The organism is uncultured Chryseobacterium sp., assembly GCF_913776365.1.
Lineage (GTDB): Bacteria > Bacteroidota > Bacteroidia > Flavobacteriales > Weeksellaceae > Chryseobacterium.
In genome coordinates this window covers 1-14351 of sequence record NZ_CAJYMO010000272.1, presented here as the reverse complement: position 1 = coordinate 14351, position 14351 = coordinate 1, and the positions used below count along the sequence as shown (strand labels likewise).

Genomic DNA, 14351 nt, shown 5'->3' with positions numbered 1-14351 from the left:
TAACTTTTACGACACATCTGAATGGGATTTTTGCTGAGATTATTTTCGAAGAACGCACTTTTTGTCTTCTTTATATTCCTGCAAATCATTGCTCTGGTTCTGATATTCTCTAAAAATGCGATGCAGAAATCCTGGATTGCGGGCCAGTCAGCTGCGCTGAACTCCTGGGTATCCGGATATATCGACGAGGGTGTTTCCTATCTTAAGCTGAAGCAGATCAATGAAGATCTGGTGACCCAGAACAAGGCGCTTATGCTGCAGCTCTACGGGAAACAGGGCACAAAAAATCCTCAGTTCAGAAAAGTTCATGATACATTGGGCGGCGGCCAGATCTATACCTTTGTGGATGGTGAAATCGTATTCAACAGCATCAACAGGCGCAATAACTATTTTACCATCAACCGGGGCCGTAGGGATGGTGTATTTCCGCAGATGGGCGTTATGGCTCCAAAAGGAATCGCCGGAATCGTTATCAATGCCACGGACAGTTATGCTTTGGTACAATCGGTGCTCAGCGTCAATAAAATCAGGATTAATGCGGCGCTGAAAAATTCCGGATACTTCGGGACTCTAACCTGGAGTGGTGAAAATTCCCGGGTGATGCACCTGGCAGACATTCCTAAGTATGTAGCCCTGAAAGTGGGGGATACCATAGTAACGGACGGAAAATCCGCCATCTTTCCGAAAGGAGTGATGATCGGGACCATTGCAGGCTATTCCGTAGATAATAAAACCGGATTCTGGGATATCTCCGTAGAGCTGAGCGAGAAAATGGGCGCCCTGAATAAAGTATACGTTGTAAAAAATCTTAAGAAAGCCGAAGTCCAGAAGATTCAGGATACCCTGCAGGCGGTAATAAAAAAGGAAAATGATTAGCAGAACTTTGTTTACGGATATATTGATCATGATGTTCCTGGTAGCATTGCAGATCTTCGTACTGAACAGGATTACCCTGTTCGGGAAATATACGCCTGTGCTGTATCCCGTGTTTGTGATGTTCTATCCGTTTTTCAGGAACCGGTTCCAGTTCCTGGCCCTGAGCTTCCTTATCGGGCTTTCGGTAGATGCTTTTCTCTATTCCTGGGGAATCAACGCTTTTGCCACAACCGTAGTGGCTTATTTCAGGACATTGATTTTCAGGACCTCCACCGATACCTCCACTGATTTTTTCTCTTTTCAGTCCCTGCAATGGGCGCAGTTTTTGCTCTTTTTGTTTACCAGTATTTTTCTGCATCAGCTGTTGGTACAGTATATTGAATTTTTTAAGCTGAGCAGGTTTTTTGAAATATTGCTGAATGTAACGGTAACAAGCATCATATCTTTCGTGTTTATCGTTATTTATGCATTAATATTTAAAATCAAACAGAAAGTTTGAACACACGTTATTTAAAGATTTTATCGGCTCTTATCATAATCGCCCTCATTTTTGTGGCGCGCATCGCCTATTTACAGCTTCTTACAGACCGGTATGCACTTAATGCAGCCAATACTTCCATAAAGACCGAATATATCATTCCTCAGCGGGGTGTTATTTTTGACCGTAACGGCAAGATTCTTGTCGGGAACCAGCCGGCCTATGAGATCTCTTTTACCCAGGCCCTGATGAGGCCGGACTTTGATACAGTAGGATTCTGTAACCTGATGAAGGTTTCAAAAAATGATTTCATCAAGACCATTGAAAACATCAAAAAGGAAAAATATTATTCCAAGCTGACACCGATGACGTTTATGAAAAACCTCAGCCGCGAGGATATCGCAAGGGTTCAGGAAATCATATTCAAATATCCTGCATTCAGTATTGTCTCCAGGCCTCAGCGCCAGTATGAAGTATCAACTTCCGGAAACCTCCTCGGCTATACCAGCGAGGTAAACGAACGGGAAATCAAAAAAGATTCGGCCTATTACCTGCCGGGCGATTTCATAGGGAAAACAGGAATTGAAAAGGCATATGAAAAGGAACTCCGCGGAATAAAAGGCATTAATTACATCCAGAAAGACATCAGGCTCCGGAACGTCGGGCCCTATAAAAACGGATCATTGGATAAAGATGTGATTACCGGAAAAGATATTACCCTTACCATCGACTACGACCTGCAGCGGATTGCCGAAGAAATGCTGGTAAATAAACATGGCGCTATTGTGGCCATCGACCCCAATAACGGGGAGGTGCTGGTAGCCGCTACAGGCCCGGATATCGATCCCAATCTTTTTACCGGCCCTAATAAATCCAGGAACCTGTACGCCTTATCCAAGGATACCATCTATGAAAATAAGCCGACTTTCGACCGGTCGCTGCAGGCGGCATATCCTCCGGGTTCTACCTTCAAGCTGTTAACCGCACTGGCGGCCATGCAGATGGGCGTGATGGATGAAAATACGATTTTTCCCTGCGGCGGCGGATTTTATTACAAAGGAAAAAGAATCAAAGGCCATGGCGGGGCAGATCCGCTGATCCCTTCCATACAGGTTTCCAGCAACTGCTTTTTTACGTATGCCTTTATTGCCATCATCAAAAAATATCCCGGAAATCCTTCCCGGGGCGTGGATGAATGGAAAAAAATCATGAGCAGCTTTGGCGTCGGGGAATTTTTAAATAATGACTTTGCGGTAGGTGGTAAAGGGAGAATTCCTTCCGGTGATTTCTATGAAAAAAGATTCAAGGCCATCATCAAAGCCAGCGGTTCCAAGAGGGCGGATCTGAAAAACTGGGATGAAATGTCTACCGGTGCCATTTATAACGGAATGGGGCAGGGGGATGTGCTGGTAACTCCTCTTCAGCTTGCCAATTACGTATCTGCCATTGCCAACAAAGGCTGGTATTATACGCCGCATATTGTAAAAGCCATTGACGGGAAGCCAAACCCGGACCCAAGGTTCAAAAAGAAGCACCAGACCCTGGTGGATAAAAAACACTTTGATCCCGTACTGAAAGGAATGGAAGCGGTGGTACTGAGAGGTACGGCACACGGATTAAAGTCCAGCGATTTTACCCAGCTGGCAAAAACCGGTACGGCCCAGGTGCCGCAGGGAAAAGACAATTCCATCTTCGTACTGATTGCGCCTGCCGATAAGCCCAAGATTGTGGTGGCGGCAGTGATGGAACATGCCGGCTTCGGAGCTACCTGGGCAGGGCCTGCTGCTACCGTTATTGCGGAGAAGTATATTACAGGAGATGTAAAACGTGAGCACCTGTACAAAAAAATGGTGACTTCCAGCTTTATGCCCGAATACAAAAGACAATGGATTGCCGATCTGAAAAGGAAAGGGCTCTATAAGCCAAGCCAGGATTCTATTAAGCAGAAAAGAATCCAGGACAGCTTACAGCAGCGGATCAAAGAGCAGAAAGCAAAGCTGCAGGAAAAGATAGACAAGGAAAAAAAGAATGCCAACAAAAAACCGGTGAAACAATGAAATGGGCTGAAGGAATTGATAAATTAGGGCTCGGGCTGTACTTCCTGCTTTGCCTGTTTGCTATTGCCAATATCTACAGTGTGGATCAGAAACTTGGGGAAAAGCAATTGATTTTTTTTGGTATTTCCGTGTTTGCAGGGCTGGTGATTTTTGTGAGCCGGAGCAAGTTTTTCGAAAACATGGCGGGGATCATCTACATCGGCGGAGTCCTTCTGCTGATAGGGCTGTTTCCTTTCGGGAAAGAAATCCTCGGACAGAAAAACTGGTATAAATTCGGGAGCTTTACCATGCAGCCTGTAGAATTTGCAAAAATAGGTACTGCCCTGATGCTGGCAAATTACGTCTCCGGACCGGAGTTCAACCTGAAAAACAGGAAATCGCTTCTCACGACTTTAGGAATCGTGGGAATTCCTGCTGTGGTTGTACTGGCGATTCCGGATGTAGGTTCCATGCTGGTGTTCATTGCGTTTTTCATTGCCCTGTACCGGGAAGGGCTTAACGGGCTCCTCTTCGGCATCGGGTTTCTTTTTGCCGGTGTTTTTTTGATCTCTCTCGCTGTGGATCCAGTCTGGGTAGCCCTTACGATTGTTGTTATTGTCGGTGGCTGGATTGCCATGAATTATTATAAAATGTCCTGGAATGTTATTTCCATTTCCGGCATTGTAGGCTCAGTGGTCATTTTATGTGGCCTGGCTTTCGGTTCGCCTTTTATCTTGGAAAAACTGCCGAAGCACCAGCGGGAAAGAATTGAGGTTCTTTTTAAGGGGGAAAAGGCTTTCCGGGATACTTCCGGCTATAACCTGCTCTATTCCAAAACGGCTATTGGTTCCGGAGGACTCTGGGGAAAGGGATACCGGGAAGGTTCCGTAACCCAGGGGAAATTTGTTCCGGAGCAGGAAACCGATTATATTTTCTGTACCGTGGGAGAAGAATGGGGCTTTGCTGGGAGTGCTGTCCTGATTCTTTCTTACATGATTTTCATCGGCCGGATCTATTATCTTGCAGAACAGCAGAAATCAGGTTTTAACCGGGTCTTCGGCTATTGCTTTGCTTCGATCCTGCTGATGCACTTTACCATCAATTTAGGCATGGTAATGGGGCTCTTTCCAACCGTCGGGATCCCGCTTCCTTATTTCAGTTACGGCGGAAGCTCACTGCTCGCCTTTTCAATGATGACTTTTATTTTCTTCAAGCTTAATTATTCGGATAAGAACAGTCTTGTATAGGCAGCAGGATATGGGGTGTGCTTTTCATTTTTCAGTCTTATGATATGCTAATTTTATGTCTAAAAAGTAATAATGATGCGCAACTTTTTTTCAGACCTGCATTTCGAAAACAAGGACTTTACACAGGAACCTTTTATGAAAGCGGAATACGAAAACTGTACATTCCGGAACTGCAGTTTTGAATATACCGATCTCTCCGGTTGCCACTTCAGCAACTGTGAATTTTCCGGTTGTAACCTGAGTATGGCAAAACTTGCCTCCACAGCTTTCCGGAAGGTTGAATTCAGGGAATGCAAAATGTTCGGGATGCCGTTTAACGATTGCCATGAATTCGGGCTGTCATTCAGTTTTGACGGCTGCCTGCTTAACAATTCCGTCTTTTATAAAACATCTTTAAAGAAAACCATGTTCAGGAATTGCAGGCTTACCGAAACGGATTTCTCCGAAGCAGACCTTTCAAATGCCATATTCACCAACTGCGATCTTTCCGGTGCCGTTTTTGAAAGGACCCACCTTGAAAAAGTAGATTTTCGTACTTCCTTCAACTATTCCATTAATCCTTCACTGAACAAGCTCAGAAAAGCTAAATTCTCGCTTTCCGAGGTTCACGGACTCCTCACTTATCTGGATATTGAAATTGATAAGAACAGCTGAGCGGTGTGACTCCGTAACATTCTGTTATCTTGCAAGCTCCTGGTTTAATTTCCATACGATTCTGTACATCTGCAAGCAGGATGGGCAGGAATTCATTAAAAATAAAAAAACCATCAGTCATCTGATGGTTTTAGTATGTAAATCAATTATTTAAAATTAAAAAGCAGCCGTATTTTCAGCAGGAGATGTTGCTGCAAGGTTAGCATTTACTGCATCGCCGTTTTCATTGATGATTCTTTTCCCGAATCTGTACTTAGGTCCCCAATAGGAATCATTCAGTGAAGAAACCATAACTCCTTTCGAGGTTGCGGCATGGATAAACATGATTTCCCCTTCAGGCGTTACATTTTCCACGATTCCCACGTGAGAGATTCTTCTGCCGTGAGAAAAGAAAATAAGGTCACCTTTCTGAAGATTTTCCTTTTCAATCTTATCTCCTTCCTGAGACTGGGAAGCGGCTACCCTTGGTAAGCTGAGTCCGGCCGCCGCACCGAAAACCGAAAGAACAAAAGCTGAACAGTCGATCCCGTTTCTGGTCATCCCTCCGTAACGGTAAGGTGTTCCCAGGTAAGTTGCAGCTTCGGTTAAAATGTTATCGATGGTTTTATTGTGGCGGATTGCCTTGGCAATTTCAGAATTTTTGATGGAGTTTTTGGCGTTGGCCAGAGAGGCAGCCTTTTCAGAGAGGAAGGAATTGATCAGTTGCTGTTTGTCCTGCTCCATTTTATTGGTTTCGATAGAAGCAAGTTTGGCATCTGTTTTGTATTCTTTAGTGTAAGTCGCTGGTTTTGACACTACATAATTGGTAACACACGATTGTAACGATACTGTAGATACAAAAGCGACTAAGTAAAACAAAACTCTTTTCTTCATATATATTTGATTACCGTGTTAAATAAATAAGGATTAAGTATTTTTCAAAAGCATTACAAAAATATGTATTCCGTTCAAAAGGACTTTGATATGATTATTGTCAGGTTCTGTTTTTAACACATTTTAACATATCGTGCGTGTATGTTAAAGAAAAATAAACCGTAACGCCCTGTTTCAGGTGCGGCTACGGTTTTTTTTATTAAGATTCTTTAACATTATAAAAGCTCTGTTTTTACAAAGTCCCACAGATCTGATGCGATAACTCTAATATTTAGTGGTATCCGAACCTGTCTGTAACTCCGTGATGATGAACACTATCGTTAATTAAATGATTGTTTAATTATAGAGGCAGTAATTTCCCTGAAGAATGACTAATGTGTGCTTTTCCAATGTTTTTTAATTTTCCTGTTTCTTTTACGGAGCTTATGTTTATAACGGTTCAGATCATATTTTTATGTTTTACGATGGTAAACAGGACGAAATAAAGGAAATCCAGGCGCTCTGCCCGTGAAATCATTAGGGCTGCTGTTTTCCGCCTAATGGTTCAGGTATTTCTTTTCAGTCAGAGGGGGCGTAGTCCAAAATGTTTCGGGCCGGTTGCTCAGGGTTTTACAGTAAGATTTTGCTGATACGGTACTGCGGCATCACACAAAGCTCTGCTCTCTAATTGTTACACGACGGAAATATTCAGCTTTCCATCTTGCGGGCTATATCATCTATGGCTACTATGTTGTATTAATTTGGCTGCTGAAGAATCCCGGCTTATATAACATGCAGAACAAAGCCCGGCGCTGATGATCATATTATTTATGAAAAAAACTCCCCGGGAAACCGGAGAGTTTATTAACTAATATGGAACTTTACAGAGGTTATCTTGTGAATAACATCTCTCTGTATTTTGTCATCGGCCAAAGCTCATCATCCACCATCATCTCAAGCGCATCGGATGCTTCTCTGATGACATCGAATAAAGGCTTCACCTTGTTACAGTAATCTTCTGCCTGCTGCTGGCTGTCCGTAGTTGCTTTTGCCGCTTCCCTGGCGGTGATAAGGTCTTCAACGCCCAGCTTGATCACGGCTACGTTTTCAGAGATCTGGGTAATCAGGCTCATCTGTTCTTTCGCCAGGCTTCTGAATTCGTCTTCCCCAAAAATTTCTTTAAGGCCTTTTACGTTTTCAATCAACCGGTTCTGGTAATTCAAAGCGGAAGGAATGATATGGTTTCTTGCAATATCACTCAGCACTCTGGCTTCGATATCGATAACCGTAGAATATTTCTCCAGCTTGATTTCGTTTCTTGCTTCCACTTCTCTGTGGGTGAAAATACCCATTTCTTCATACAGGGCCATGAACTTCTCATCCATTTCCTGCTTCAGTGCCTCCGGAGTGGTCTTTAAATTATTCAGGCCTCTTTTTTCAGCTTCCTGTGCCCAGTCGTCTGAATATCCGTCACCTTCAAACATGATATCCTTACATTGCTTGATGTATTCTCTTAATACATTGAAGATGGCTTCATCTTTCTTAAGCCCGGTTTCGATCAGCGCATCCACTTCTTTTTTAAAATCGCTCAGCTGTTTGGCAGCGATGGTGTTCATTACTGTCATGGATTCTGCACAGTTGGCAGAAGAACCTACGGCTCTGATCTCGAATTTATTTCCGGTAAATGCAAACGGGGAAGTCCTGTTTCTGTCGGTATTATCCAGCAGGATTTCAGGGATCTTTCCTACGACATTTAATTTAAGTTCAGTTTTTTCTTCAGGGGAAAGTTTTCCGCTGGTTACTTTCTCAAGCTCTTCCAGTACCCTGAACAGCTGGCTTCCGATGAAAACGGAAATGATGGCCGGCGGGGCTTCATTGGCTCCTAATCTGTGGTCGTTGCTGGCCGAAGCGATACTTGCTCTTAAAAGGTCGGCATATTCATAAACAGCCTTGATGGTGTTGACGAAGAAAGTCAGGAACTGCAGGTTTTTCTTAGGGTTCCTTCCCGGGCTCAGCAGGTTTTCTCCGGTATCGGTTGCCAGTGACCAGTTGTTGTGCTTTCCGCTTCCGTTTACGCCTGCAAACGGTTTCTCGTGGAATAAAATATGGAAATGGTGTCTGTGGGCAATCCTGGCCATGATGTCCATCAGCAGCGAGTTGTGGTCTACGGCTACGTTTACTTCCTCGAACATCGGCGCCAGCTCAAACTGGTTCGGTGCCACTTCGTTATGCCTTGTTGTTACAGGGATTCCCAGTTTCATGCATTCTACTTCCAGTTCTTTCATGAAATTCATGACCCTGGTTGGAATGGACCCGAAATAGTGGTCGTCCAGCTGCTGGCCTTTAGCCGGGGAATGTCCTAATAATGTCTTACCTGTCAGTACAAGATCCGGGCGGGACTGGTACAGGGCGGAATCTACCAGGAAGTATTCCTGCTCCCATCCTAAGGTTGGCGTTACTTTCGTTACGTTCTTGTCAAAATACTGCATGACATTGGTCGCTGCTTCGTCTACTGCATTCAGTGCTCTTAGAAGAGGTGCTTTATAATCCAGTGTTTCTCCTGTATAAGAGATAAAGATGGAAGGGATGCACAGGGTTGTTCCCATAATGAATGCCGGGGAGGTAGGATCCCATGCCGTATATCCTCTTGCTTCAAAAGTGTTTCTGATACCACCGTTCGGGAAAGAAGACGCATCCGGCTCCTGCTGGATCAGCAGGTTTCCGCTGAACCTTTCGATGGCTCTGCCGCCTTCGATCGGAGTAAAGAAAGAATCGTGCTTTTCTGCGGTGCTTCCTGTAAGCGGCTGAAACCAGTGCGTATAGTGGGTTACCCCTTTGCTCATGGCCCAGTCTTTCATGGCTACTGCCACTTGGTCTGCAATGTGACGCTGGATTTTGGTTCCTTTTCTCACAGCATCCATAATGGAAGTGAATGCTTCTTTCGTCAAATATTCTCTCATGGTTTCCTCAGAGAAAACATTCTGGCAGAACAGTTCTGAAAGTTTTACAGGAACCTCAACAGAGTGATCTCTCCTGAAATCCTTGAATGGTAAAGTTTCTAACGCTTTGAATCTTAAAGTTGACATATTAGGTTTGATTTTTACGGGGCAAATTTACGAAAAAAAAGCAGTGAAAATATTTTTACCCTGAAAATTTAAGGGGTTAACGGAAATTTAACAAAAATTTAAACAAAGATTTGATTTAAAAAAGGGGTGTAGCGGATTTTACATTCAGGATTCGGGATTCAGGATTGAAGTTCCGGGATATCCTTGTGGGTGAATTGATAAGGCCGGAGTAAGGTTATGGCGGGCAAAATGTGTCAAAAGCAGATTCAGCGGGAAGGTTTCCGCCTTAGTCCTGATAGCAGCGGTTACCCCACAGCAGGGCGGGAAGGCTGGCGGGCGGAAGGATCGGTGATGGTGTTACAGGCATATGCCGGCGCGAGGAGTATGAGCGGATAGCAGGAAATAACTCCTGAAAAATAGTGGAAAGGAAGGAAAACAAAGAACTGGGACCGGAAAATGGATCATCGCCGGACCGGGGCTGTTAACAAAACCGGATGGTTTTCATTGAAGTGAATAGAAGGAATACAGTCCCGTATTATCTATGACGGTTAAGCAACTTATTAAAAGTTACTTAAAACAGGTTGGGCGGAGATTTTGTATATTTGTGTGAAATTTATTGTATGACGAATTCTAGAGCAAGAGAAACGACGGAAGCGATCGAAAGACTGTATATTTCTATGAGACACCTCTTTTACAGAGGTTTTTTTAAACCTGCCGGAGTTTCGGGCGAGACCATCAGAAGTCTGCTTAAGATCATCAATCCTGAGATCTACGGGAGCATGAACGTGCCGGGCAAACTGGAACTGAACGGACTGATGTATGTGCTGGACCGCCTTCCTGAAGGCATTGAAGAATGTGCCTTTATCCATCTTACTTCGGATGAAGGGTTTGACAAGGGAAGTTTTGAGCCCATCGTTCCCAAAAAGAGAAGAAGGAACTGCTACCGCATCGATGAACATCAGATGAACATTGAAGTGCTGCTCGGCCGTTCCGAAATCTACGATATCCTTACCCATCTTACTTTCCTGTTCATTGAAGCCGATAAGATCAGGAACCTGGCCTTTGCGCAGGACGAGAACTGGAAGCCGACCCGTGCTTTCAAGATCATCGAAGAAGTGGTGAAAGGGGAAAAGAAATTCAGCAGAAAGGAAAAGGAAGTAGCCCTGATCCACCTGTCTTCTTTAATAGGAAGAACGTTTGACGAGACCCTACGCGCCTATAACACCTTCGGGGAAGATGAAAATCCGGACCGCCTGTTTAAGATCATTTACCATCTGGCCAAAGTGAGCCTGGAAGATGCCAAGCAGACCCGGGAAAGGGAAATCCACTTCAGCGCCATCCTGAAAGAAAGGGTAGGGCACCATTATTTCGGGGAAAAATGGGCCCATAAGGTAAAAGAAGTGCTGTATGAGAATGACCTCCATATGCGTCCGCTTCATATCATTTCTGCCAATATGCATTCGGTAAAAAACATGCTGTACGGAAACGATGCACTGAAGAAAAAAGACCAGAAGGAAGTAGACTATAAGCTGTACGGCGATATTTCCGATAAGAAAGAACTCCGCGATAAGGTTTCCAAGTATGCCCTGGAAGAAGGAATGATCTATATCAACGATAAAAGCGGCAGCAATATCGATGTCCAGATCTTCGATTTAAGCAAAACCAGCCTTAAGAATACGCCCTTCAATGATATCAAGTACAACGGGGACGATGTGGTAATGGTGTTCGATTATGCTTTCGGGGAACAGGCTTTTGAAGTGATGGACGAGCTGCTGAGGCCTTTTGAGCATAAAGGCGAAGTGTATATGATGAAGGTAAAATCCGTATCCATCATGGGGAAAGCAGGAATCCTGGCGGGCGGAAAAGGCGACATTATGATCCCGACCGCCCATATTTTTGAAGGGACGGCCGATAACTATCCTTTTGAAAATGCCCTGAAGCTGGAAGATTTTAAAGATGATGAACTGCTGGCCTTCGAAGGGCCGATGATAACCGTGTTGGGAACGTCGCTGCAGAACAGGGATATTCTTTCCTACTTTATGAATACGTCATGGAAAGCGATCGGGCTGGAAATGGAAGGTGCCCACTACCAGAAAGCCATACAGGTAGCCTCCAAGATCAGGCATCATATCACGCCGGACCTTTTCGTAATGTACGCGTATTACGCATCCGATAATCCGTTGGAAACAGGAAGCACGCTTTCTTCAGGAGGATTGGGACTGACAGGAGTAAAACCGACTTACCTGATTACATTAAGAATCCTCGAAAAGATTTTACGCAGCGGAAAGAAAGAGCTTTTTGCTTAATTTAAAGTCTTAAAACGCTTATACTCCTTCAAGGTTTTCAAAAACCCTGAAGGATTTTTATTTTCCTACAGATCAACCGGATTTCACAGATGTTTACGCATAAAAACAGAAGCTTCAATAGCTGAGGAATTTGCAGATTCATTTTAAAAAGCATGGGCAGCCAGGAAAAGTAAAAATAATTATCTTTAAGAAAATTACAAGAAATGAGTACCGTATTACAATTAGCCAAAAGATTCAGGGAAGTATTGTTGGATGGTCTGTGGATTGCCAATACCAATTTTAAGGATCAGCTTTCTGATGTAACGTGGGAGCAGGCCGTCACAAGAGTCGGTTCTCTGAATACCATTGCCATGCTTACCTTTCACATCGATTACTATATTGCAGGATTGATTCAGGTTTTTGAAGGCGGACCTTTGGAGATTAAAGATAAATACAGCTTTGATCTTCCTCCTGTTGAGTCGCAGGAGCAATGGGAATCATTGCTGAATACACTTTTGAGCGATGCTGAGAGATTTGCCGTTTTGCTGGAACAGATGCCTGATACTAAAATGAACGAACCTTTCGTTGATGAAAAGTATGGAACCTTCCTCAGAAATATTGATGGAATGATCGAACACTGTTATTATCATCTGGGACAGATTACTCTGATTAAGAAGCTGGTAATTTCAAATATAAATTAACATAAAACAATTAGCGCGAACTTAACCCCCAGTAGAAATTTAATCTAAAGGTAAAGGAAAAGACTTCATGATTCCTGTTTATTTGAGGCTTTTATTTTAAATACTTACCTTTAGAAAAAAATAAAATTGTACATGAAAAAGACGGTTGCGATTCTTTTTGCCCTGATCATTTCCCATTTTCATGCCCAGCAGGGTCCTTATTACCAGCAGGGTGCGAAATACAAGATGGACATCGATGTCAACGCAGAAAAATTTACCTATGAAGGAAAACAGACCTTAGACTACAAAAACAATTCGCCGGACGAACTTAAAGTGGTGTATTTCCATTTATACTGGAATGCGTTCAGGCCGGGTTCCATGATGGACCAGCGGGTGGCATCTCAGGGGAAAAACGGTGATTCCAGACTGCAGAAAGACGGAATATCCAGACTTGCTTCCATTCCCAAAGACCAGGAAGGCGCGCAGCATATCCATTGGATTAAACAAAACGGAAAAAATCTGAAGTTTGAAATCCAGGAAACCGTGATGAAAGTCTACCTTGCCGAACCGGTTAAACCGAATTCATCAGCTACCTTTACCATGGAATGGGATGCCGTAATCCCGCAGCAGATCAGGAGAAGCGGAAGGAACAACCGGGAAGGAGTCGATATGACGATGACCCAGTGGTATCCGAAGATCGCAGAATATGATTATGACGGCTGGGCCACTTTCGATTATGTGGGAAGGGAATTCCATGCCCCGTTCTCGGATTTTGATGTGACGATTAAAATAAACAAAGACTATGTAGTAGGCGCCGGCGGAACTTTAGAGAATCCGGCTGAGGTAAAAGGCTATGATGCCAATGCCAGAATCAAGGCTGATAAAAACAAAGCAACCTGGAAATGGACCGCTAAGAACATGTTGGATTTTGCCTGGGCCGCCGACAGGGATTATATTGTGAAAAGCTTCGATGTCCCGCAGGGCCCGAAAGTATTCCTGGTGTACCAGAACAATGATAAAACGAAAGTCTGGGAACAGGCTCCGCCTTATCTTACAAAATATTACCAGCTGATGAACAGCCATTTCGGCAAGTATGTGTATCCTTCCTATGCTTTCATCCAGGGTGGAGACGGCGGGATGGAATACGGGATGTGTACCATGATCCTGGGAGAAGCCGAAGATATTGAAGGGCTGATGGGGCTGATGGCCCATGAAGGCGCACACTCCTGGTACCAGCAGATGCTGGCCACCAACGAACCGATGCGCCCGTGGATGGATGAAGGCTTTACCAGCTATGCGGAAGGCTATGTGATGAACCAGCTGTTCCCTCCGGCAAAGCCGCTGCCGAACCCGTTTGTAAATACCGTCAACGCCTACCGCAATTTTATAAAGAAAGGCATTGAAGAGCCTGCGGTATGGCTGGGAGACCATCATGATAACGGAACGGCCTATACTTATGCTTCTTACGTGAAAGGGGAGTTGTATCTGGTGGAGCTGGGGTACATCATGGGTGAGCAGAATCTTGCCGAAACCCTGAAACAATATTATGACCAATGGGCGATGAAGCATCCTTCGGACAGGGACTTTCTCCATATTGCCCAAAAGGTCTCCGGTATGGACCTGAAGTGGTTCCAGCATTACTGGATCAATACAACAAAAACGATCGATTACGGTATCAAGGAGGTGCAGTACGGCGACAGGTCTACTACCATCACCCTGATAAACAACGGACAGGTGCCGATGCCGGTAGATTTCAGTATCGTTACCAAAGATAATAAAGTCATCAACTACCAGATCCCGATGAGTATGACCCATACCTGGAAGGAGAAAGATGCATTTGGTGAATTCAAAACAATGCCGTATTGGCCGTGGACCCAGAAAGAGTACAGTATAACGGTGCCTTATACAAAATCCCAGCTTTCGGCATTGGGGATCGACCTCAGCCAGAGACTGGCAGATGTCAACCCTGAAAATAATATGGTAAAAGTGAACTGATGATCACTTACTGTCATAAAAATACCCGGAGAATTCTCCGGGTATTTTTTTTATTATTGAGTTTTGTCTGACTGATCCTTACCTTATATTCTATTCAGGCACAGCATATAAGGGTACCGGTTAAACGATCATAAATTAATAATATATACATTATACATTATACATTATACATTATACATTATA

General features: G+C 44.0%; 10 protein-coding genes. 8 read left to right on the top strand and 2 right to left on the bottom strand.

Annotated elements, in window-relative coordinates; all coding sequences use genetic code 11:
• The first annotated feature begins 21 nt into the window (after positions 1-21).
• The 5 genes from mreC (at position 22) to QZ735_RS14060 (ending at position 5291) form a co-directional block, all read left to right on the top strand.
• Positions 22-876, top strand: coding sequence for a rod shape-determining protein MreC (gene mreC / locus QZ735_RS14080; RefSeq protein WP_294249595.1), 855 nt, complete (start codon positions 22-24; stop codon positions 874-876).
• On the top strand, positions 869-1375 hold the full coding sequence (locus QZ735_RS14075; RefSeq protein WP_294249593.1) for a rod shape-determining protein MreD: 507 nt from the start codon (positions 869-871) through the stop codon (positions 1373-1375). Before mreC ends, QZ735_RS14075 begins: the two co-directional genes overlap by 8 nt.
• Positions 1372-3411, top strand: a complete 2040-nt coding sequence (locus QZ735_RS14070) for a penicillin-binding transpeptidase domain-containing protein (RefSeq protein WP_294249591.1) — start codon at positions 1372-1374, stop codon at positions 3409-3411. Before QZ735_RS14075 ends, QZ735_RS14070 begins: the two co-directional genes overlap by 4 nt.
• Entirely contained in the window at positions 3408-4637 is a 1230-nt protein-coding gene (gene rodA, locus QZ735_RS14065) for a rod shape-determining protein RodA (protein ID WP_294249589.1), read from the top strand. Before QZ735_RS14070 ends, rodA begins: the two co-directional genes overlap by 4 nt.
• Positions 4638-4709: 72 nt before the next feature.
• Positions 4710-5291: a pentapeptide repeat-containing protein gene (locus QZ735_RS14060; RefSeq protein WP_294249586.1), complete on the top strand. Its 582-nt coding sequence runs from the start codon at positions 4710-4712 to the stop codon at positions 5289-5291.
• A gap of 156 nt (positions 5292-5447) precedes the next feature.
• Here the strand turns inward: QZ735_RS14060 and QZ735_RS14055 are convergent, their stop codons facing one another.
• Positions 5448-6164, bottom strand: a complete 717-nt coding sequence (locus QZ735_RS14055) for a C40 family peptidase (protein ID WP_294249584.1) — start codon at positions 6162-6164, stop codon at positions 5448-5450.
• Positions 6165-7033: 869 nt separating this feature from the next.
• Positions 7034-9229, bottom strand: coding sequence for a glutamine synthetase III (locus QZ735_RS14050; protein ID WP_294249582.1), 2196 nt, complete (start codon positions 9227-9229; stop codon positions 7034-7036).
• Between the two features lie 599 nt (positions 9230-9828).
• On the opposite strand from QZ735_RS14050, the gene QZ735_RS14045 reads away from it, so the two are divergent.
• The 3 genes from QZ735_RS14045 (at position 9829) to QZ735_RS14035 (ending at position 14168) form a co-directional block, all read left to right on the top strand.
• Complete coding sequence (locus QZ735_RS14045; RefSeq protein ID WP_294249580.1) at positions 9829-11514, top strand: hypothetical protein; 1686 nt, start codon at positions 9829-9831, stop codon at positions 11512-11514.
• Between the two features lie 203 nt (positions 11515-11717).
• Positions 11718-12194, top strand: coding sequence for a DinB family protein (locus QZ735_RS14040; protein ID WP_294249578.1), 477 nt, complete (start codon positions 11718-11720; stop codon positions 12192-12194).
• 132 nt (positions 12195-12326) lie between these two features.
• On the top strand, positions 12327-14168 hold the full coding sequence (locus QZ735_RS14035; RefSeq protein ID WP_294249574.1) for a M1 family metallopeptidase: 1842 nt from the start codon (positions 12327-12329) through the stop codon (positions 14166-14168).
• Positions 14169-14351 lie beyond the last annotated feature (183 nt).